Source organism: Corynebacterium phocae, from assembly GCF_008693075.1.
GTDB classification, from domain to species: domain Bacteria; phylum Actinomycetota; class Actinomycetes; order Mycobacteriales; family Mycobacteriaceae; genus Corynebacterium; species Corynebacterium phocae.
Window position 1 is genome coordinate 23,674 of the sequence record NZ_VXKJ01000053.1, and the last position, 21,992, is coordinate 45,665.

The window sequence follows — 21,992 nt, forward strand, 5'->3', positions numbered from 1 at the left end:
GAAATTGCTACAATTAATTTATATTCTTCCACTCCAGGCGCACATACCCGCCGGCACCAACCCGCAAGATTGAAGGTAATTGCATGACTGTTCCCGAGTTCTTTTCTATTGACCGCGTAGCGGCGTACTTTGACCGGCAAGACTATAACTACCTCACCGACAATGACGGTGACATCCATATCAACTTTGACGGCATTAGCTTCCTCCTGCTCAGTACCGGGCAGATACGGGAAATCCTGGCCATTCGCGCCCAGTGGGACAAGAAAGCCCCCATCGAGGCCCGCGGTACGCTCTTTGAGTTCATCAACAAGTGGCACAGTGAAAAGCTCTTCCCCAAAGCTGACCTCCAGGTCAATGATGAGGGCAAGCTTGAAGTAGGCTGCGAGGTCAACACGGACCTCGAACACGGCGTCACAGACCAGCAACTAGAACTCCTGGTAGATTGCGCCATAACCACCTCCTTGAGCTTCTTCACCGAACTCAACAACCTAGACCTGCCCGCCCCAGAAGAGCCCAAGAAATCCCCCTGGTGGCGCTAGTCTGGAACCGCTAGGCCGGACCCACTTTGCCCGTTAGCGCCCGGCCCCTTCACCGAGTACCACGACCAGGGTGGCTAGACTGCGGGCACCGGGGCCGGGAGCCGGTGCTATGTTAGCGTAGGCTTAGTAAAGATCAGTCTGCGCGCTTTTCGCGGGGAAACCTCCCGCCATGCAGCGCTGGCTAGACAACGCTTGACGGAAGGAAGAATCTGCACATGAGCAACACCCAGGACCCCGCCAACCGCTTTGACTTGGGGCGCGTATCCGCGCTGTTTGACACCTTGGGATTTAGCTACAAGACCGATGACAAGGGCTTCATCTACACCCAAGTTAAAAACGTGGTGCTCACCTACGCCTCCTTAGGGGACCACGGGGAACTGCTGAGTATCTTGGCCAAACCTGCTAAGGAGATCCCGGCCGTGGACCGCCCCACGCTGGTGGAGTTCTGTAACTTCAGCAACCGGGAGATGATCTTCCCAAAAAGCTACGTCATTGATGATGACGGCACCTTGTCTGTGCGCACCGCCATTGCCCACCTGGTGGCACCAGACATGCCAGAGGACCAGCTGCAGGCCGTTGTGCGCATGAGCATTGAGACAAACCTTCGCTTTTTCCAAGCCTTAGAAGGCGTTAGCGCCCAGGGCTAGCGCCGCACACCACAACTGTGTCCCGCTGCAGCTGGAGCTACCCGGCGCGGCCGGGCACCCCGCAAAAGGCAGGAACCCTAACTCTGGGTTCCTGCCTTCTGGGTTTTTGTGCGCCTGAGCCTTGGCGTTTTGGCATTTCTTGTCACTGTAACCAGCTTAAGACTGGAGTGAGCTGAGCGGGGCGGCTGCTGCTGGCGCAGGGTGGTTACTGCAGTAGCGTCCTATCCGAGGTAGCGCCCTTAATCTTCCCGAACTCTGCCATGAGCTTTTCTACGGTGAGCTTAGGCTTGGTGGATTCATCCGCCTCGAAGATTATCTGCCCTTCGTGCATCATGATGAGCCGGTTGCCCAACGCTAGTGCCTGCGCCATGTTGTGGGTGACCATCAGGGTGGTGAGGTTTCCCTCGCCCACAATCCTGCCGGTTAGCTCCGTTACCAGCTCCGCGCGCTGGGGGTCCAGCGCTGCGGTGTGCTCATCCAGCAGCATGACAGCCGGGTTGGTAAATCCTGCCATCAACAAAGAAAGGGCCTGGCGCTGGCCACCCGAGAGTAGGCCAACCTTGGCGGTCATGCGGTCCTCCAGGCCAAGTTCGAGCTTCTTTAGCTGATTGGCAAAGACTTCCCGCCGCTTGGCATTGAGGCCCAGTTTTAGGCCCCGACGCTTGGAGCGCAGGTAGGCCAAGGAGAGGTTTTCTTCGATGGTAAGAGCGGGGGAGGTGCCTGCCATAGGGTCCTGGAACACCCGGCCCACCATGTGGGCGCGCTTGTGCTCAGATTCCCGGCTCACGTTTTTGCCATCAATGTGGATAGTGCCGGTGTCGTTGCTCAGCCGGCCCGCCACGGAGTTCAGCAGAGTTGATTTGCCGGCACCATTGGAGCCAATGATGGTCACAAAATCACCCGGCTTGAGATGCAGGCTGACATCCCTGAGTGCCGCGCGTTCGTTGACCGTGCCGGGGAAGAAGGTTTTGGAGATATTGGTGACTTTAAGCATGTGCCTTCCTCCTTCGTTTCAGGCGGGGGATAAGGAGAGCAAAGATCACCAGGAGGGCAGTTATCAACTTCATGTCATTGGGGTTGAGCCCCACGGACAGCGCGCCAAAGATGATGAGCCGGTAGAGTACCGCGCCGGCGGCCACGGAGGCCACGGCCAGCCAGAGCTTGCGTTGCGGGATGATTGCCTGCCCCAAGATGACGGAGGCCAGCCCCACCAGGATGAGCCCGATACCCATGGAGATATCCGCGAATCCTTGGTACTGCGCCACCAGGGCACCGCACAAGCCCACCAACCCGTTAGACAGGGCCAGCGTGAAGGTCTTGGTGAAATCCGTGGAGACGCCAAAGGAGGTGATCATTTGTTGGTTGTCACCCGTAGCGCGCAGAGCCAGACCCAGGTCCGTGGATAGGAGCCAGACAGTAACGGCCACAAGGACCGCAGCCGCGCATAGGAACAACGCCACACCGGCCCAGGTCCCCACAATCGAGTCAAAGGGGGTGAATACCGTGTCCACCGTAAGCAGGGGGATATTGGCGCTTCCCATGATCCTTAGGTTGATTGACCACAGGCCAATCATGGTCAAGATACCCGCCAGCAGTCCGTCAATCTTTCCCTTCGTGTGGAGAAGCCCGGTGATGACTCCGGCTAAAAAGCCGGTGCCAAAGCCCGCCGCTGATCCCAGGATGGGGTTAACGCCGTTGGAGATGAGCACGGCCGCTGTGGCCGCGCCGGCGGTGAAAGATCCGTCTACTGTGAGGTCGGGGAAATCCAGTACCCGGAACGTCAGGTAAACTCCCACGGCCATGACTGCGTAGATCAGGCCTAATTCGACCGCACCGATCATACGGTTTCAGCCTGCTCCAGAATCTCTGCAGGGATCTCCACGCCCTGAGCCTTAGCGGCTTCCTCGTTGACCACGTAGGTAAAGGAGTCAGCGGTTTCCACCGGAAGCGTTGCTGGATCGGCTCCCTCTTGGAGGATCTTCAGGGCCATTTCACCGGTTTGGTGGCCAAGGGCCTTGTAGTCAATTCCGAGGGTTGCCACGGCGCCGCCTTCAACGGTTCCGGATTCTGCGCCAATTACCGGAATCTTCTTTTCGTTTGCAACCTTAACCAGTGAAGCGATACCGGAAACCACCATGTTGTCAGTTGGCACGTAGATTGAGTCCACGTCTCCTAGTGCGGCAACGGCCTGCGGGATCTCCGTAACGGAGGTTACCGTCTGTGCTTTGACCTCAATGCCCAGCGGTTTAGCGACCTTCTTGAGTTCATCTACCTGCACCTGGGAGTTGACCTCACCGGAGGCGTAGACCACGCCAATTGACTGTACGCCGGGAACCAATTTTTGGAGCAGTTCCACCTGCTTGTCAATGGGAGCTATGTCAGAGGTTCCGGTGATGTTGCCGCCGGGTTTTTCATTGGAGGCCACTAGCTGCGCAGCCACGGGGTCGGTTACCGCAGTGAACAGCAAAGGGGTGTCTTTGATGACCTGGGCCATGGCCTGGCCGGCCGGGGTGGCAATGGCCAGCATGAGGTCATGCTTCTGGCCGGCCATTTGTTGAGCAATTTGCACCGCGGTGCCTTGCTCGCCGTTGGCGTTTTGCTCATCCCATTCCACATCAACACCGGCTTGTTCAAAGGCTTCTTTAAAACCTTCGGCCGCCGCGTCTAGCGCGGGGTGTTGGACCAGTTGGTTGATGCCAATTGAGTAGGACTCACCGGCGGCACCTTCACTCTTTCCGGCGGCGGAGTCCGAGCTGGACTCGGAGCTGGAGCAGGCGGTGAGGGCAAGTGCGCTGGCGGTGATGACAGCCAGCGCTTTGAGAGAGATTTGTTTCATCGTTATATCGACTTTCTTCAGAGGAGAAATGTTTGAAAAACCAATTTACCTATCAAGCGACCGTTTGGAAACTGAGCAGACGGTACGGGGGTAGGTATAAGAACCGGGGGCTGGCCCCAAATCCTATAGCCTGGAATTAGATTCTTGAGCGGTGGAATGACGGGGGCGGACGTGGGGGTGACAGCCCGCAAGAACCGCCCACCCACCGCACTACCGCCATTGGGATCCCCCAACGCCCCCAGCGGGGCGGGACAGTAAACTCCCACGCCTAAAGCCCCACGCCTGAAGCCCCCACACGCCGCCACGGCCGAAGGTCGCGCAGCCCACAGGAAAGGAGCTTGCCGGGGCACATGCCTACCCGCGCGTAGGCCGGGGGGCAATCCGGCCGGGCCTTATTGCAGGGCTGTATCGCAGGGCTGTATTGCAGGGCCTTATTCTTGGGCAAAATTTCCTGGGAAGGTGTTCCCCGGGTCCAGGGGTGCGTGCTAAGGTATGTGGCATGCAGATTTTTATCAACCATGAGAAAGATAACTGGTGGTGGCTCGCTTCCTAGCGGGTCATGAAAGTCATGCAATTAGTGCCCCGCATTCGCGGGCCTTTTGACGTTTTAACGCCATAAAATCCTGCGATATCGGGCAAGATAGAATACTCATTACTTTTCATCGCAGGAAAGGCCGCTCATGGCACAATCTCACCCGGCGCCGGCGCCGTTTGTCACCGCCACCCGTAGGCTGCCCTACACCAAGGACGCCGCCAGGCTCTTTGACACGTTGGCGCAACCCCATAACAGCATGCTGCTTGAGTCGGCCGATATTGAGTCAAAGAAAAACGTCAAGTGCTTGGCCATCTTGCGGTCCGCGCTAAAAGCCACGTGCCAGGGCCAGGAGGTGACGGTAACCCCGCTCACTGAGGTGGGGGAGTCCATGATGGGTAGGCTCAAGGAGCAACTCGCGGACTACTGGACTGGAACCACGTTTAGGTTTGAGAAATCACAGGCTGCCGATGAACGCGAGCGCCTAGCCGCCACCTCCACGGCCGCAGTGCTGCGCGCCTTACAGCTTGACGGCGGTTACCAGTCAGACATGCTCCCCTTCGTGGGCGGCGGCTTTGCCTTTGACTACTTGGAGACTTTCGAGGATCTTCCCGAGGTGGCGCCCGGGCCCAATCAGTACCCGGATTATGAGTTCATTGTGGCGGAAACGCTTATCACCGTGGACCACCTGACGCAGGAAATTCGCGCGCACGGCGTGGGTATGGATCCCACCGAGTTGGGGGCGCGGCTCGATAAATTGGTAACAGTGACCAAACTAGCTGATGTCACAGCACCCCCAGAACGCGCGGTGATCACGGCTACAGCCGATATCCCAGATACCACCTTCCGCGCCCAGGTAAACCGCCTCAAAGAAAATATCACCTGCGGCGATATCTATCAGGTAGTCCCGGCGCGTACTTTTAGCATTGACTGCCCGGACACCATGGCCGCCTACCGCCAGCTCCGGGAGACCAACCCCTCCCCATACATGTTCTACGTGAGGGGAGCGGACTATGAACTCTTTGGGGCCTCCCCGGAAAGCAACTTGAAGTTTGACGCCGCAGATAGGCAAGTGCAGCTCTACCCAATTGCCGGGACGCGGCCGCGGGGGCTCAACCCGGACGGCAGCATTAACCACGAGTTGGATATCCGGAATGAACTGCAAATGCGCACCGATCATAAGGAAGTAGCGGAGCACACCATGCTGGTGGACCTGGCCCGCAATGACTTAGCCCGCGTTGCCGTACCCGGAACCCGCCAAGTGGCGGACCTGTTGCAGGTGGACCGTTACTCCCGGGTCATGCACCTGGTTTCCCGCGTCACGGCCACGCTGCACGAGGAATTTGATGCACTGGACGCCTACCGGGCGTGCATGAACATGGGAACTTTGACCGGAGCGCCCAAGATCCGCGCCACGGAGTTGCTGCGGGAGGCTGAGGGCAAGCGCCGCGGCTCCTACGGGGGCGCGGTGGGCTACCTGCGCGGGGACGGTTCCATGGACAACTGCATTGTTATCCGCTCCGCCTTTGTCAAGGACGGGGTAGCGGTGGTCCAGGCCGGGGCCGGGGTTGTCCGGGACTCGGTCCCGCAGTCCGAGGCGGATGAAACGCTACACAAAGCCTATGCCGTTTTAAACGCCATTGCCGCCGCCCATAATGCCCGCCTGGAGGTTATCCGCTGATGTCCCAACGCCCTTCTTTTGACCCGCACGTAGTACTGGTAGACAACCAGGATTCCTTTGTCTATAACCTGGTGGATGCGCTGGCGGGGTTCCGGACCACGGTCTTTCGCAATACGGTGCCCGCCCAGCACATTCTTGCCGCCCAGCCGGATATCTTGGTCTTTTCCCCAGGCCCCGGCCACCCCACGGAGGCCGGCTGCATGATGGAGCTTATAGGTAAGACACTGGGGGATATCCCCATTCTGGGTATCTGCCTGGGTTTCCAGGCCTTGCTCCACCACCACGGCGGCTCCGTGGTGCCCTGCGGCCCTGTCCACGGCAGCTCCCTTCCCATGACCTTGACTGCGGCCGGAACCCAGCACCCGGTGTTCCAGGGCCTGACCACGGACGTGGAGCCAGACCACCCCGGGCACGTGGGAACGCAGGTTCCGGTAGCCCGTTACCACTCGCTGGGCTGTACCGAAGTACCGGCGGGGATGCGCGCGCTTGCCACCACGCAGACGCAGATTGGCCAGGTGGTCATGGCTGCGGAAACCGAAGACGGGAAGGCCATGGGCGTGCAATTCCACCCGGAGTCTGTACTCACTCCCACCGGGCCCATAATGTTAGAACGCTTCATCACTCAACTTACACAGAAGGTATAAACCATGACCCACCACAGTATTCTCCAGTCCTTCCTGGACAATAAAGCCCCTACCGTGGAGGAGGCCCACCAGGCCTTTGTCCCCCTGACCCGGGGCGAGTATGACGACGTAGAGATCGCCGCGCTGCTGATAGCCATCCGTACCCGCGGGGAGAGCGCCCAGGACATTGCCGGGGCCGCCAAGGCCTTTCTGCAGGCCGGTTATCCGTTTCCCGTTACCGGCAAGGGCTTGATGGATACCGCCGGTACCGGCGGGGACGGTTCTAACACCATTAATATCTCCACCGCCGCCTCACTGGTGGCGGCCACCGGGGGAGTGAAGATGGTTAAGCACGGTAACCGCTCTGTGTCCTCCCAGTCGGGTTCGGCCGATGTCCTTGAGGCGCTCAATATTCCCCTGGACTTGGACCCGCAGCGCGCCCTGCGCCAGTTTGAGGCCTCTAACTTCACCTTCCTCTTTGCGCCCGCGTATAACCCGGCCGTGGCGCACGTCCAACCGGTGCGCAAGAAGCTGGGCGTGGCTACGCTGTTTAACACCATGGGCCCGCTGCTTTCCCCGGCACGCCCGGAGTTCCAGCTCATGGGAATTGCCAAACCGGAGCAGGGACAGATGATTGCGGAGGTGCTGCGCGAGCTAGGGCGCAGCCACGCGCTGGTGGTCCACGGCAGCGGCATTGATGAGGTAGCCGTCCACGGTCCCACGCAGGTGTGGGAACTGCAGGACGGGGAGATTAGCAATTTCACCATCACGCCGGAGGAGGTGGGCATCCAGGCGCACTCCCTCGACGAGCTCCGGGGCGGGGACGCAGCCGAAAACGCTCGCTTAATCCGGGAGGTCCTTGCCGGCCGAGGCAACGCGGCCCAAGCAGATGCCATCGCGGTCAACGCCGGTGCCATTTTCTACACCTGCGGAATGGCTGACTCCATCGCGGCCGGGACCAACCGCGCCTGGGATCTCATTGACTCCGGCGCGGTCACCGAATGGCTGGACACGCACGAAAGGGCTAACTATGCCGGATAAGTCAACCATTTTGCAGGAGATTGTGGACAACCGCCGCGGCCACCTCGACGGTATCCGCAAGCGCCTGGCGCATGTGGACCTGAACGCGCTGGAGCCTTCCACGCGCAGCCTCTTCGACTCGCTGCAGGGCACCAACCGCTTCATCATGGAGTGCAAATCCGCGTCCCCCTCCTTGGGGCTTATCCGCGCGGAGTATAACCCGGGCTCAATCGCACGAGTGTACTCCCGCTACGCCGCCGGGATCTCCGTATTGTGCGAGCCGGACCGTTTTGGCGGGGATTATGACCATCTGGCCACGGTGGCTATGTCCACGCACCTGCCGGTCCTGTGCAAGGACTTCATTATTGACCCCATCCAGGTCTATGCCGCGCGTTACTTCGGCGCGGACGCCATCTTGCTCATGATGTCCATCGTTGACGATGACACGTATGCTCAACTCAAGGCCCTGGCGGACAGCCTGGGGCTGGACGTGCTCACTGAGGCCATCACCGCGGAGGAGGTGCAGCGGGCCGTCAACTTCGGCGTAGATATCATCGGCATCAATAACCGGAACTTGCACGATCTTTCCATCGACTTGGACCGCACCGCTAACCTTGGCCACGCCGTTCCGGCGAGCAAAGTGGTGGTCTCCGAATCCGGCATCCGGGACAACCCCACCGTCCGCCGCCTGGGCGCGCACGCTAACGCCTTCCTGGTGGGCTCCCAGCTCACCGGACAGCCGGACGTGGACAAGGCCGCTCGCACGCTGGTTTTTGGCCCCAACAAAGTCTGCGGGCTCACCAGCCCGCGTGCCGCCCAGGCCGCCCGCGCAGCCGGGGCCGTCTACGGCGGGCTCATCTTCGAGGAAAAATCCCCGCGCAATGTTTCACGTGAAACCGCCCAGGAAATCATAAAGGGCGAGCCGGGCCTCGACTACGTGGCCGTCTCGCGCCGCACGGAGGGCTGGGGGGAGCTCGCACTGGAGGGTATCGGTGCCCTGCAGGTGCACGCGCCCTACCAAGGTTCCACCGCAGCGGAAATTGCGCTCATCGGCAAGGTACGCGCGGCGGCGGGGGAGCGGGAGGTCTGGCGCGCCATCGACATGACCGCGCCCCACGCCGCCGATACCGCCGTAGCACTGGCCCCGCACGTGGACATGCTCGTACTGGACACCGGCGCCGGCGGCACCGGGCACGCCTTCGACTGGGCAACCATCCCGCAGGAGGTGAAGGGCAAGACCCTACTGGCCGGGGGCCTAAACCCAGGCAACCTCAATGAGGCCCTACAGGCCGGGACGCGCGGTTTAGACCTGAATTCCGGCGTAGAGGCCTGGCCTGGCCACAAAGACAGCGGGCTACTACGCCAAGCCTTCACCATTATCCGCAACTTCACCCACCCAGCACACTAAGCCACCAGGAGAACACCATGACCGTTTCACGTGAAACATTGCTCCCCGCGTACTTCGGGGAATTCGGCGGGCAGTTTGTCCCCGAGTCCCTCATCCCGGCGCTCGACCAGCTAGAAAAGGCCTTCGTTGATGCGCAGAATGATCCCTCCTTCCGGGAGGAACTGGCCGGATACCTCAAGGACTACCTGGGACGCCCCACCCCGCTTACTGAGGCCACCAAGCTGGGTGGCAAAGCCCGGATCTTCCTCAAGCGTGAGGACCTAGTCCACGGCGGCGCGCACAAGACCAACCAAGTAATTGGCCAAGCGCTGCTGGCCAAGCGAATGGGCAAGACGCGCATCATCGCGGAAACCGGCGCGGGCCAGCACGGCACCGCCACGGCCCTGGCCTGCGCGCTGCTGGACCTGGAATGCGTTATCTACATGGGTGCCAAAGACGTCCAGCGCCAGCAGCCCAACGTCTTCCGCATGGAACTTATGGGTGCCAAGGTCATCCCCGTGGACGCAGGATCCGGCACGCTCAAAGACGCCGTGAATGAGGCGCTGCGGGACTGGACCGCCACCTTCCACGAATCCCACTACCTCCTGGGCACCGCCGCCGGCCCCCACCCTTTCCCCACCATCGTGCGTGAGTTCCACCGGGTTATCTCCACCGAGGCCAAGGCGCAGATGATTGAACGCACCGGCGGGCTGCCGGACCTCGTGGTGGCATGCGTGGGCGGCGGCTCCAACGCCATCGGCATGTTCGCGGACTTCATTGCTGAGGAAGGCGTGGAACTGGTTGGCGCGGAACCCGGGGGAGAAGGCCTGGATTCCGGCAAGCACGGAGCCACCATCAACAACGGCACCGTAGGAATCCTCCACGGCGCCCGTAGCTACCTCATGCGCAACGCGGACGGCCAGGTGGAAGAGTCCTATTCCATTTCCGCCGGGCTGGATTACCCGGGCGTGGGCCCGGAACACGCGCACCTCCACCACAGCGGACGCGCCGCATACGTTGGCATCACCGACGCGGAAGCACTAGAGGCCTTCCAACTGCTCTCCCGCCAGGAGGGGATAATCCCCGCGCTGGAGTCCTCCCACGCCTTGGCGTACGCGCTCAAGCGCAAGGATGAGGACATCACCATCTTGGTCTCCCTATCCGGCCGCGGGGACAAAGACATTGAGCACGTCCGCGCCACCCTGGCGGGCATTTCCGCCGAGGAAGTCACCACCACCGCACAACAGGAGAATAAATAGAATGAGCCGCTACGAAAAACTCTTCGCCACACTAAAGGCCCGCAACGAAGGCGCTTTCGTGCCATTCATCATGCTGGGCGATCCCACGCCGGAAGCCGCGCTGGAAACCGTGCGCGCCGCAGTGGCCGGTGGCGCCGATGCCCTCGAGCTGGGCGTGCCCTTCTCCGACCCGGTAGCAGACGGCCCCACCATCCAGGCCTCTCACATCCGCGCCCTGAAATCCGGCGCCACGGTGGACGGCGCACTGGCCCAGATCCGCACCATCCGCCAGGAATTCCCGGAACTGCCCATTGGCATGCTCATCTACGGAAACGTCCCGTTTACCCGCGGGCTAGAGAAGTTCTACCAAGAGTTCGCGGAAGCCGGGGCGGACAGCATCCTCATCCCCGATGTCCCCGTGCGCGAGGGTGCCCCCTTCATTGCGGCGGCAGAGAAAGCCGGCGTGGCCCCCATCTTCATCGCGCCCGCGCAAGGAAGCCCGCAGACCCTGGAAGGGGTGGCCAAGCACTCCAAGGGCTATATCTACGCCATCTCCCGGGACGGAGTGACCGGCGCGGAAAAGCAATCCCAAACCACCGGCCTCGAAGAGGTAGTGGCCAACGTGCAACGCTTTGGCGGCGCACCCGTCCTCCTGGGTTTTGGTATCTCCACCCCGGAGCACGTGGCGGCCGCCATCAAGGCTGGCGCGGCAGGGGCTATCACCGGCTCCGCACTCACCACGCTCATCCAGGAACACCCCGGGGATGTTGACGCCGTGCGCGAGTTTGTGGCCAGCATGAAGGCTGCAACCAAGCGCTAGGGGAGCACACCCCACGGGCTAGCCCCGGTGCCCGCCGCTCAGACGGCGGGCATGCAACACCCCCGTCCGCTAAAGTATCCGCACCTCCCCCGGATTATTGCTATAAGATTGCAGTTATGAACATTGCAGCGATTAAAGACGCCATCCAACGGGCCATTGAAGGCCGCTACCTAGCTCCACTCCTGACCCTGGCAACCAGCTTTGCCCAGAAGGAGGACTGGACCCCGGAGACCATAGATGCCTTCCTTGAGGCCACCGCAGATGACCCCACAAGCATTAGCCCGGCGCTTTTGCACTGCGTAAGCGAACTGATAGAGGACAACGTGGCTCGCGCCCGCGCGCAGCGCCTCACCGTACGCAGCCTCCACGGAAAAGCCACCTGGGTAGCGGACATCCGCCACACCACGCTTGGGCCCATTGCGCTCAAGGTCCCGCAGTACAGTGGTGACATCACCCATTACGCCTGGGAGCTAAAACCGCCGGGCGCACAAACCTGCGTTGCGGTGCTCAGCGTCGATGAAATTAACGGAGGCTCCGTTGATGACTTCTCCGTGGTGGCCATTGACTTTGCCGGCTTCCGGGAGCAAGTCGCTCAACAGGACATAGCCCAAAAGATAGAAGAAATCCCCCTAGCGCAGGTAGCCCGGGTAACCCTGGCCGCCCTTGAACGCAACCTGGTTTTTAATGAACCCGTGCAAGAAAACTCCTGGCCCACCACCCAACCCATCCTAGAGTGGTGCCGCCAACGTTTCCCCGCCCCGGCCGTTCTTTCCCCTGCAGACCGGGACGCGGTCTCTTGGGAAGAAGCCATGCAGCTGGTAGAGGAGTTCACAAAGGCCCACCACCTGAATGAGGAAGACTACCTACGCACCCTAGAATTGACCCACTTGGCTACCTCACGCCATTGCCGCCACCCCTTGAAGTGGTCACCCACCCGCGTATCCCTCATGATGCAGTTGGTGGAAACAAAGTTGGAAGAGGATCCGGAAGACTTCTACTCCGAAGGCTACGGTGAGGAAGAAGTAGAGGCCTACCGGGAGGTTTTGACCAAGTTTGTCTCCTGGTCCATGAAACGGATTGGTGCGCCGCACGATGTCATTGAAGCCACCCTGGAGGAACTGGCACATCCTAGTTAAACGGCACACGGCCCAAACCAGGCGGGGTGCTGCCCCGGGACACACGTTGGGATAGATTAAAGGGCATGGTGACTCCCAACTTTCAAGAGCTTTCCCACATTGTCTCAACTGCTATCGCAGAAAAGGACCCCGCGTACGCGCTGTTGCATACTTCTCCGGTCGTGGTAGGAATTGATAACCGGCAACCCTGGGCCCTAGAACACCTGGACAAGCTTTTGACCAAACTCACGCCCGAAGCCTCCGTCCAGCTAGCCATAATCCAGCTACTCACCGAAGATGAAAAGCTCAAAGCCCGGCTGCAGGCCTCCGTGAAACGCCGCAAGAAGCTGCTACCCAAATGGGCGTTGAGCTTCCGGAAAGCGGCGGCCACCGGCCAGGCAGTACGCGTGGACTCCTACAATGGGGAAGAAACCCAGTACATCTGGGAAGTGAAGGTCCCGGGTGCACCGGTGTTTACCTTTAATCTGTTTCTTAATGAAACCAACGGCGGCGCGGTGGAAGATTTCTTCCCCTTGAACACCAGCCTGCACAGCAGCACGGTAACGACTGCCAAGGACAGGCACATGGCAGAAAATACGCCCATTAGCCTTGAGCAGCTATCCACGGCCCTAGCCATTGCCTTGGATGAGCCGGAATCTTTTCACCACCAGGAGCCGTATTGCGACTGGCCGCACACGCTTCCTCTAATGAACTGGGCGCGCCCCCTCCTGGGGGAAATTCCGGAAGTCAACGGCGAATGGCTGCAGGAGCAAAGGCAAGCCCAGCAGCGCCACGGTGCGGCCTTGGGGGAGGAGTTTGCCCGCGAACGGGGTCTTGATGAACCGGGCTTGCGCCTGGCGGCAAACCTCGGTCACCTAGCGGCCCGCTGCGGAACCGTCCTGGCCTGGCACCCCGCAAAGGTCAAGGAGGTGCTCACGTATGCCTCGGTATTTTTTGCTCGCAGCGGGGCGGCACACAACATGTCAGGCGCGCCCGCGCCTAATGACGCCCTGCCTTACTTCACCCGGGAAGACATCCTGGCCCTCCCGGATATGTTGGAGCAATTCATACGTTGGTCTGCCCACCGCACCCACGCCCCGGAGGAGTTCCTAGAACCCGCTCTGCGCGCTCTAGAGGAGCAATCCGAGTTCTTCCTTTATGACTACCACTCCGGGTACGGGCAGGACGGTGGCTGGGACGGCACCGAGGACTACTTCCAGACCGAAAACAACGGCCATGACCTCACCGCGCTGCCGCTGGCGGAGGACTACATACTGGACGCGATAGACCCGGACATCCAGCCTCAAGTTACCCAAGACATCGGCAACGCCCACGCCTTCTTTGCCCACCACGTGGGGGACTCCCCGGAGGCCCCCACCGCCATCCAACGTTTCATCTTGACCCTGGCGAAGATAAACCCCGCTTTCTTCCGGGATGAATCACACACCGCGCAGTTTAGGGCCGCAGCCCTAGTGGCGGCGGGCAGGCAGGTCTGCGTGTCAGACGCACCTGCTGCCCCGGTTGTGGAATTCTTTTTCATCCCCGCTACGGATGAGCAATCACTCCACAATCACATTGTGGCGCTGGCTGAGTCCTTCTACGCGGAACGTCTTGACCACAGCTACCCGGAGGGTTACTACTTCACCTCCGGAATGCGGGACCGCCTAAACCAAGAGCTGCTGAGCCAGGAGTACCAGATCTACAGCAGACAGTAGCGCAGCAAACCACGGGTGGCATACTAAAACCGTCCCCGCCAGCTCGCCCAGATCAGTAAAATTTCTGAGTGAGAACAACCACGATTCCTGAAAGTGATCTATCTTTAAAAGATGTTTGATTATGACCCGCTAGAAATTACAGCCGAAGCCCTCCACCACGATAGCCCCTCCGAACTGCTCAACTTTGCCACCGACTTGTGCTACATGAGAGAAAATAATCCCCAAGTGGGGGAGAGGTTCATCAATCTTTTGCTCGGGGAATCCTTGCCGGAAGCAGCCGCCCTCCTGGCGGCCGTAGCCACCCTTGGCACAGATGACCTGATGAAAAAGCGCTCGCAGACCAAGCTCCAAAGCAATCGCCCCTCCCTGCCGCAGTGGTTGTACAACCTTGAGGACATCCGCCCGGTGGGACCGGCCTACGAAATCCACCAGTACCTGGGTGATATCTCTTACCTGCTGTGGTCCATGGAAGTGCCCGGAGCAGAAAAGTTCAGCTGCTTGCTGAGCCTGAATCAAATCGACGACGGGACTATTTACGCCTTCTTGACAGTTCCACGAACAATCGATGAACTGCTTCGCACGGTCAACCAAGATGACACAATCCAGGAAATTAAAACCATCAGCTTGCAGAAGTTGGAGCAGGAGATCGATGATGCCCTGGAATTCACAGACTGCACGCTGGATCTACCGGAAACAGATAACTGGCCGCAAGCCCGGCCGTTACTGAAATGGCTACTTAATAAGCTTCCCCAGGGCCCCGAACTTTCTGACGAGGAACTTGATGAGGAGGAACGGGCCCTCCAGTTACTCAGCGAGGAAACCCTCGAGCTGTTCGCCGCAGACGCCAATTTGAATAGGGATGAACGCGCCCGGGCTGAGCTCATCGTGGACTTTGCCTGCCATTACCAATGCGGTCACCCGCTGCGGTGGTCACCCTTGCGCCAGGAAGTGATGTTGGACCTCATCGCGCGGAAGGTTACCAGCAGTAAGGAAGACCTGCTGCAGTACCCTGACATCTTGCACAAATTCATCGTGTGGGCGTCTAAGAAAAACGGCACCCCCAAGCACTACGTGAAGAAAACTCTGAAGGCGCTAAAGAAACAGATTCCGGAATACCAAGCGGAGATTAACTCCGCACACCATCACAGTCTGCCGGAAGACTCCATTGGTGGCCTGGCGGACATGATCAAAGCCCGCTTTGACGCGATGGGCCTTGTTTACGATGACGCCATGGTGGAGGCCATCAGCCAGTCCGCCATGAACGATTCGGGCGAAGGCACCTCTTACATCAGCCCCAACTTGTCTTCCTTCGGAGATAGATTGCAACCGCCGGCTAACCTCAAGCCCCTCCCTTTGAAGGAAAAGGTGCGCCTAAACCAGGTCCCCAAGGACATCAAACCGGGCGTGGTTCACGCGGTCCAGACGGCGGATGATTTCTTCGCTGACCACCCGCACCTGGACAAAGAACTGCGCACTGCCGCCAAACGCCTGATTGCAGCCGTTGGCCAAGGCAACCCGGACTTCTTCCGGGACAAGCGCAGCGATGACACCCGCAAGGTAGCTTTGCTGCTGGCACTGAGTTTATTTATCAACTCGGTGGAGGACCCCCACCTACTGGTGGAAAAGTATTACGGGTTGAAGTCTCCGCTGCGCAAGAGGGTGGCTTCGCTCGATCAAGAATTTCAAGATGGGACGCTGGCCCCCACCCGTCCGCAACAGGATTTTTACACTTCGTCCACCCGGGAAGTACTACGGGAACTATCCAACGGCCTGGATTAGGAACAGGACCAGCACACCATATAAATTTTAAAAATCCGTCCCGGGCAGGTGATAAACCAGCGCGGGGCGGCCCCGGGTTCTAGAATCAAGTCTATGTTCTCTACTAAGCCTTTCAATAACCTTCCCACGACACTGGAACAAAGCAGCCCGCAGCCACTGTTGGACTTCTGCTCTGGCCTGGCCATCGACTTCAACGCCAACCCCGCTGATGCGCAGGATTTGATCAAAAAGATCATTAGAAAGGCGGGGGATCAATCCGCTGCCATATTCTACGTCCTTGCGGAAATCGTTGATGATGACAGTGCGGCGCGGAGGTTATCAACTCTGGCCAAGCTTAACTCCAAGAAACTACCGGATTGGATTTATGACCTCCGGGAGGCAAAGGTGTCAGATACGGCCTTTGAGGCCTCTACCTTTAGCGGGGACACCCACCATCTCCTAGCAGAACTAGACATACCCCACGCCCCTCCGGTGACAATGTCTCTTGCCGCGGACATGCACAATGGTGCCTGCGTCAAAGACTTTGTCCTTCTTCCTAACAACCTGGCTGCGGTGAAGAAGGATATGCAAGAGGATGACACTTACGAGGAGATCAAGCCCCTTGCTTTGCAAGACTTGGCCACCGGCTTGCACAACACCCTGCGGATAGAGGACATGCAGGCCTACCCGGAGCCCTCCGGGCAGTGGCCGCGAACCAGGCCGCTGTTGCACTGGATTCTGGGCCTTCTGCCCGAGCCTAAGACTTACGACACCGCGACCCCTGAAGAAATTGCGGCCGCTTATGAAGAAGAAGATAAGGAATTCGCGCGACGGGAACACCTAGCGGAGAAACTGCTTAAGGAGTTCCGCGAGGAATTCAACCTCAACGCCGAAGACACCTACCGAATGGAGTCCGTCCTGTACGCCGCCACCAATTACGGCACTTGCGACCCCCTGCGGTGGTCAGCGACCCGGGTGCAGCGGATCCTCTACCGGATGTTCAACAACATGTCACTTGATGATGAGCAGATGCGGGGAGTACCGGCTGTATTGAAGAAGTTCATCGCTTGGGTGGGGAAGAAGCACGGCACCCCGGATAGGATCATCACCGCCGCAGTGGAGTCGGTTGACGGGGAGTTCGAGGAATTGCGGATATACTTCGCCAAAATATCAGCGGAGGTGACGTACGAAGAGCAATTTGCTTATTCCCGCAGACCGCTTGATATTAGGCCGCTCCTTCTAGGCGAAGTAGATGCGCAGCCGTTGCCGCTGAAGGAACCGATGGACTATGGCCACATTCCTTACAACGTCCAAACCACCGCCACCCATTGCCTCGCGGTGATAGAGAACTTCTTTGCCGACCATCCGGATGAAGATCCGGAGCTGAGGGTAGTGGCCCGCCGGTTACTGTCTTACACGGCACAACGTAAGCCATCTTTCCTACTTGATAAGCGCTCAAGCCCTGAGCGCCAGGCAGGTACCTTGATAGCCGTGGCCAAGGACATCAACGGCTACCACCGCCACTACGCAGAGATTGCCAAGGCTCTAGGCTTGCGTAGTCCCCTCGACCGGAAAGTTCGATCCTTCAGCTCATTTCTCGGGAGTGATCTCGATTATCTGTTTGACAACGCCCATGGGCTCCTGACCTCCACAACCCGCGCGGGAGTCATAGACGCCCGCTAACCCGCGCTTCAACCTATTTCCCCAGGAAGTTGTTTTTAGGCCCCAAAAACAACTACCAACAACTATCTGAACATATTTCTCAACCTCCACGGCAAAACACCAGTTCAGGCCGTAGTTTAGAGTAGTTTACAGTAGTTGAAAGTTGTTTGTTAGTAGTTTTTTAGACCTATAGTCCGATCCACCGGACCCCAGGCCCGCGCCTGGGGCCATTGGGGTCAATAGTGGCACGCCCAGTTGATCTCAGATGACGGAGGATTCCCGTCACCTCAGGCCGGAGGACCCCCAATTCCTCTGCCACCTCAGCAGTGCTCAGGGATAGCCCTTCCTGAAGCTTCTCCCGGATCCAATCTTCCACCGTCACGGCAGAAAAACCGGCAGCCGCACCCCTTCCCATAATCTTCCGTGCTGTGTCCGACAATACCCATTCGGGTGCCTCCCGCACTCGTTGAAGTAAGCCGGCGTCCACCAACACCTCCATCAAAGCCATAGCTTCCAACCGCGGAGATTGGGTCTTGGAACACACGCCCTCCAGCGTAATGAGAGGGGACTGCCACAGGTGCCACAGCACAATGAGGGTGCTGACACTGGTGAGGACCATGCCCGGGAAGACGCGCTCCAGCGCATGCAGAGCTTTGACAAACTCAACATCAGGGTTGCCGGCCGCCAAAATAACCTGGAGGGAATGAGGGTGTTCAATCACCTCCGGGACCTCCCGTCCGGTTCTAAGCATTGATGCCCACATGCGGTCGAAACCCCGGGATGATTCCTCCGCAAGCCCCAGCATTCTGACCACTGACATCAGCCTGTTATTTCGCGACACGGATTCGGTAGTAAGAAGTGTGCCCACAGTGACGCCGTGGGGCAATGGCCCCGGGGATGTGACCTTCAGGATAGTGGGGGACTGCTCCACAATGATGGGGCTATTCAACCGCCAATCGCGGTGCAATGCAGCATTAGTCACCACCTCGTCCACAGCCTCCGCAGGAAATCTTTCAATGGCAAATTCCTGACCATCGTCAAACTGGACCCTCGTGACTTCCGTGACTGAACTCTCCAAGATCAGGCGCTTCAAGGCAGGCAGGGCCGTAATTATCGGTCCGTCAAAATCTGTCACCTTAAGTTCCGCTCCCGGTATGGAACGCCAAAAGTGGCGGATCCGTATGCCCCCAGTCTCTGGCGGAAGTAAGAGAAGCTCCGCCGCTATCCGCAACCGTGATTCCGGATCAATCAACCCCAGTTCCCTTAGCAACCCATGAGTTGTACCCCACCCCCGTGTTAATTCTTCACCCCGGGGTTTTAACTTAAGCAGTCGCCGCAGTTCTTCGATGACCTCGAGTGGGACATCCTCTACCGCAGCGGAGCCAAGGCGGTTAGTATAGTCCGGATTGGCCCGTGCCAGTTTCAGGGCTTGTCGCTCTTCCTCCGCCACCGACCTACATTGGGCCCCCTCTCTTGCCCAAGCACGGCCATCTTTCCGCGAGTGGAAAGCCAGAGCTTCGGGAACCCGAATAAAAAGCAGCCGAACTCCGAATACCGTTTCTGCAAAAGCGTCTACCCGTAGATTCGGAATGGTTCTGTCATAAATCCGTTTCACCGCGTCATCCGGGTCCAGGTCCGCCCCCAGAAAAGCCGCCAGTCCCGGAACTTTGCCTTGAACGCCGACAACAATAAACCCTGAGACTTCCGGGCCGTTACTCAAACAAATAGAATCCTTGACTAGAGTTTCAATCAACGCAGCGCGGGGGTTAGCACCGCCCTCACCTCTACGCTCTGGATCCTCCTTAAATTCCAGGATGGCACTCTCTACACTGTCCGCGGTGGCCCCTTCGTATACATCACTAAGGGCGCTCTTGACGTAGTCAGGGATACGGTCAGAAAAAGTAGTCATACCAGCGACCATACATCTCCCCAGGAAGTTGTTTTTGGCACCATAAAACAACTACCAACAACTATCTGGCCAGAAAATCGCAATAGTAGAGCATTGTGCCAGTTCAGAACCTAAATCCCAGTAGTTGAAAGTTGTTTGTTTGTAGTTTTAGGGACGACGTTGGGGGTTTCACGTGAAACATGCAACCCCAAAAGCTGCGCTCCATCTGTTGGGGTAGCTGGGGCCAGGGCAATCTGTTCCACCACCACCAGCACCGCTTCCGCCACTGCGACAAAAGTAGGAACTCCGAAGACCAGGGCTAGGTCAATAACCTCAACTTCACTGGGAATGGGCAGGCCGCAATTGGCACTAGCAAAACGGTCGGCGTGACCTAACCTGGCCAAGGCGTGGGCCAGCTCCGCGTTTAGGATCCGCAGACTTACGCATGGGTTACACCTCCGGGAGCTTATCGGTGGACTTGGGATAAGAAGGTTGGGCGCCAGGGGAGAGCGCCGCAAAGGCACCAACCCGGGCGGCGTGCTGGGCGGCACTAGGCAGGGAAGAGCCTTCCAAAAGCTTAGCCACCAGGGCGCCGGTAAAGGCATCACCCGCACCCGTGGTGTCCACCGCCGTGATATTCGGCGTGGGGATGTGCGCAATCCCGGGCGTGCCCGCCTCAGTCACCACCGCACCGCGGGCACCCAAGGTCAACACTACGGAGGCAAAGCCCAGTTTGAGCAACGTGGCCACCACTTCATCCGGGGAGGTGGGCATTTCAACAATCCCCAACTGACGGGCAACTAAGCCGGCTTCATGTTCATTGACAATTAGCGGGTTGGCACGGCGCAATAGGTCTGGATCAACTTCCACCACCGGCGCTAGGTTAACTACTACCCGGCTGCCGGAATTGCTTGCCAGCGCAACAGCCTCACCGAACCCATCCGAAGGAATCTCCCCCTGAAGAAGAACCACATCCGCACCCGCAATGACTTCCGCGTGCTGCTGCACAAAACCGGAATCCACCGCATGGTTGGCACCGGGGATAACGATGATGGTGTTTTCGCCGTCAGCAGCCACCGTGATAACCGCCAAACCGGTACTCGTGGCCTCCAGACGTTCCACATGATCAAGATTCACGCCTGAAGAGCGGAGGTGTTCCAACGCGGGTTCCGCGTAGGGATCATCACCAACCGCACCTACAAAGCTAACCTGAGCGCCCCTCAAGGCAGCAGCCACAGCCTGATTGGCACCCTTCCCTCCGGCCAGGATCTCCCCACCAGAGCCCATGAGCGTCTCCCCGGGCATGGGGTGCCGGTCAACGGAAACCATGAGATCAGCGTTGATGGATCCAACAACGGTCAGGGTGGGCGATTTCAGGTTGTTCACGGAATTTGTACCTTTACTCAAGTGTGGAGCTTTTACACTGAACTACGTTAGCGGTCGCTGCAATTACCACCTCTCCCAGAAATTCTGCGGTGGTAGCAACCCCCACCAATATAGCCTGAGCTTTTCCAACGGCTTTGGAGTCCACCTGTTCTGCCCGCTGCTTAAAGGAACCGACGGAGGTTTCTTTTCCACTGCACACTGCGCAAATCCAGAGCCACCACAACCGAGGTCCGTGATTTCCACGCCAGCTTTGCTCCCCGTTCCCCACTGGAGTTTGTTTACTAAAACAGCGGAAACCTCCCAGGCAAAACGGTGGGCATTCACCGGGGCACCTCCGAAACCGGACACCAAACCAATGAGCACACCCAGGCCCCGGTCCTCCACATCTTCCGCATCCCCACCCTCGATGGCCAGGGGAGCAGGCCGGACCTCTTGTTGCACCCTGGCACGAACACCCACCAGTGCCTAGTCACGGGGTATCTTGGCACCGTGGGCAGGGGACAGCACGGAACTTTCAGCACCGGCACAAATCAGCCACCACGCACTTTCGGTTCCTTTAAGAGACTTTCCCCGAGAAGGCCTGCGTGCAAAGAAACGGGACCACCACCGTCCCAGCACCCCTCCTTCGACGCGGAGGGCAGCGCACCGCGTTACCACGGACCACCGACCCTGGTGCGAACTAATGAGCATGATTGAGTAGCCTTGGGTGGCCTCCTGGGACCTACCGAGTCCGCAAGGCTGCCGCAGTAGAGATCCCCCGGGGAGGATCAACGGGCCTTTAGAAAAGAAGAACGTGCGGCACTTACGTCCTAGCCAACTACTCCAATAACAAACTGCGGCTTTACCCCACCCATCATGACCCAAGTCACCCCCACTTAGGGGGTAAACCAAATCCCGGAAAAGTGCCGCGCCGCGCGATCCGCCCTGACCTGCAAAAACTCAAATTTCGGAAGAATTTTTACCCAAATTCCGGCCCCAATTTTCCACCGCGCGAAAACACCATGTATCAATGCTGCTCAGAGGCCACGAAAACTGGCCAGGGTCGCGACTGTTTCCTCGCTAAGAAGCGAATTGAAACTGGCAGACCATTCGGGAGACGATGTAAGCCGTGCCCTGTCGCGACTGTTTCCTCGCTAAGAAGCGAA

Annotated in this window: 18 protein-coding genes; 12 read left to right on the plus strand and 6 right to left on the minus strand. The window is 58.9% G+C overall.

All coding sequences use genetic code 11. The features are described 5' to 3' along the window. Nucleotides 1-83: 83 nt before the first annotated feature. Both F4V58_RS11475 and F4V58_RS11480 read left to right on the plus strand, forming a co-directional pair. Nucleotides 84-539, plus strand: a complete 456-nt coding sequence (locus F4V58_RS11475; protein WP_084559786.1) for a type III secretion system chaperone family protein — start codon at nucleotides 84-86, stop codon at nucleotides 537-539. A gap of 215 nt (nucleotides 540-754) precedes the next feature. Further along, a complete protein-coding gene (locus F4V58_RS11480; RefSeq protein ID WP_075736146.1) occupies nucleotides 755-1,186 on the plus strand; it encodes a type III secretion system chaperone family protein in 432 nt (143 codons plus the stop codon). 205 nt (nucleotides 1,187-1,391) lie between these two features. Here the strand turns inward: F4V58_RS11480 and F4V58_RS11485 are convergent, their stop codons facing one another. The 3 genes from F4V58_RS11485 to F4V58_RS11495 are packed head-to-tail and all read right to left on the minus strand — an operon-like array spanning nucleotide 1,392 to nucleotide 4,022. Continuing rightward, nucleotides 1,392-2,180 carry an ABC transporter ATP-binding protein gene (locus F4V58_RS11485; protein ID WP_075736148.1) on the minus strand — a complete coding sequence of 263 codons (789 nt, stop codon included), beginning with the start codon at nucleotides 2,178-2,180 and terminating at the stop codon, nucleotides 1,392-1,394. Then, nucleotides 2,173-3,027, minus strand: coding sequence for an ABC transporter permease (locus F4V58_RS11490; RefSeq protein ID WP_075736150.1), 855 nt, complete (start codon nucleotides 3,025-3,027; stop codon nucleotides 2,173-2,175). Before F4V58_RS11490 ends, F4V58_RS11485 begins: the two co-directional genes overlap by 8 nt. After that, complete coding sequence (locus F4V58_RS11495; RefSeq protein ID WP_075736152.1) at nucleotides 3,024-4,022, minus strand: ABC transporter substrate-binding protein; 999 nt, start codon at nucleotides 4,020-4,022, stop codon at nucleotides 3,024-3,026. The genes F4V58_RS11490 and F4V58_RS11495 overlap by 4 nt, the downstream gene beginning before the upstream one ends. 680 nt (nucleotides 4,023-4,702) lie before the next feature. Between F4V58_RS11495 and F4V58_RS11500 the strand changes: the two genes are divergently transcribed. From F4V58_RS11500 to F4V58_RS11545, 10 genes are all read left to right on the plus strand, one after another. Then, nucleotides 4,703-6,235, plus strand: coding sequence for an anthranilate synthase component 1 (locus F4V58_RS11500; RefSeq protein WP_075736154.1), 1,533 nt, complete (start codon nucleotides 4,703-4,705; stop codon nucleotides 6,233-6,235). After that, a complete protein-coding gene (locus F4V58_RS11505) occupies nucleotides 6,235-6,879 on the plus strand; it encodes an anthranilate synthase component II (protein WP_075736156.1) in 645 nt (214 codons plus the stop codon). Before F4V58_RS11500 ends, F4V58_RS11505 begins: the two co-directional genes overlap by 1 nt. 3 nt (nucleotides 6,880-6,882) lie before the next feature. Continuing rightward, entirely contained in the window at nucleotides 6,883-7,899 is a 1,017-nt protein-coding gene (gene trpD / locus F4V58_RS11510; RefSeq protein WP_075736158.1) for an anthranilate phosphoribosyltransferase, read from the plus strand. Then, a complete protein-coding gene (gene trpCF, locus F4V58_RS11515; protein ID WP_075736160.1) occupies nucleotides 7,889-9,286 on the plus strand; it encodes a bifunctional indole-3-glycerol-phosphate synthase TrpC/phosphoribosylanthranilate isomerase TrpF in 1,398 nt (465 codons plus the stop codon). The genes trpD and trpCF overlap by 11 nt, the downstream gene beginning before the upstream one ends. Nucleotides 9,287-9,303: 17 nt before the next feature. After that, nucleotides 9,304-10,524: a tryptophan synthase subunit beta gene (gene trpB, locus F4V58_RS11520; RefSeq protein ID WP_075736162.1), complete on the plus strand. Its 1,221-nt coding sequence runs from the start codon at nucleotides 9,304-9,306 to the stop codon at nucleotides 10,522-10,524. Nucleotide 10,525: 1 nt separating this feature from the next. Further along, nucleotides 10,526-11,323, plus strand: coding sequence for a tryptophan synthase subunit alpha (gene trpA / locus F4V58_RS11525; RefSeq protein WP_075736164.1), 798 nt, complete (start codon nucleotides 10,526-10,528; stop codon nucleotides 11,321-11,323). A gap of 116 nt (nucleotides 11,324-11,439) precedes the next feature. Beyond that, a complete protein-coding gene (locus tag F4V58_RS11530; protein ID WP_075736166.1) occupies nucleotides 11,440-12,459 on the plus strand; it encodes a hypothetical protein in 1,020 nt (339 codons plus the stop codon). 65 nt (nucleotides 12,460-12,524) lie between these two features. After that, a complete protein-coding gene (locus tag F4V58_RS11535) occupies nucleotides 12,525-14,153 on the plus strand; it encodes a hypothetical protein (protein WP_075736168.1) in 1,629 nt (542 codons plus the stop codon). A 111-nt stretch (nucleotides 14,154-14,264) separates the two neighbouring features. Next, a complete protein-coding gene (locus tag F4V58_RS11540; RefSeq protein WP_075736170.1) occupies nucleotides 14,265-15,932 on the plus strand; it encodes a hypothetical protein in 1,668 nt (555 codons plus the stop codon). Between the two features lie 93 nt (nucleotides 15,933-16,025). Beyond that, nucleotides 16,026-17,594 (plus strand): hypothetical protein, encoded by a 1,569-nt coding sequence (locus F4V58_RS11545; RefSeq protein WP_075736172.1) that lies wholly within the window; start codon nucleotides 16,026-16,028, stop codon nucleotides 17,592-17,594. A 166-nt stretch (nucleotides 17,595-17,760) separates the two neighbouring features. Here the strand turns inward: F4V58_RS11545 and F4V58_RS11550 are convergent, their stop codons facing one another. The 3 genes from F4V58_RS11550 to F4V58_RS11560 form a co-directional block, all read right to left on the minus strand. Next, nucleotides 17,761-19,482 (minus strand): ATP-binding protein, encoded by a 1,722-nt coding sequence (locus F4V58_RS11550; RefSeq protein WP_075736745.1) that lies wholly within the window; start codon nucleotides 19,480-19,482, stop codon nucleotides 17,761-17,763. Nucleotides 19,483-19,592: 110 nt separating this feature from the next. Next, nucleotides 19,593-20,012, minus strand: coding sequence for an RbsD/FucU domain-containing protein (locus tag F4V58_RS13105; RefSeq protein ID WP_425429749.1), 420 nt, complete (start codon nucleotides 20,010-20,012; stop codon nucleotides 19,593-19,595). Continuing rightward, entirely contained in the window at nucleotides 19,912-20,847 is a 936-nt protein-coding gene (locus F4V58_RS11560; protein WP_281247305.1) for a ribokinase, read from the minus strand. Before F4V58_RS11560 ends, F4V58_RS13105 begins: the two co-directional genes overlap by 101 nt. Nucleotides 20,848-21,992: the final 1,145 nt, after the last annotated feature.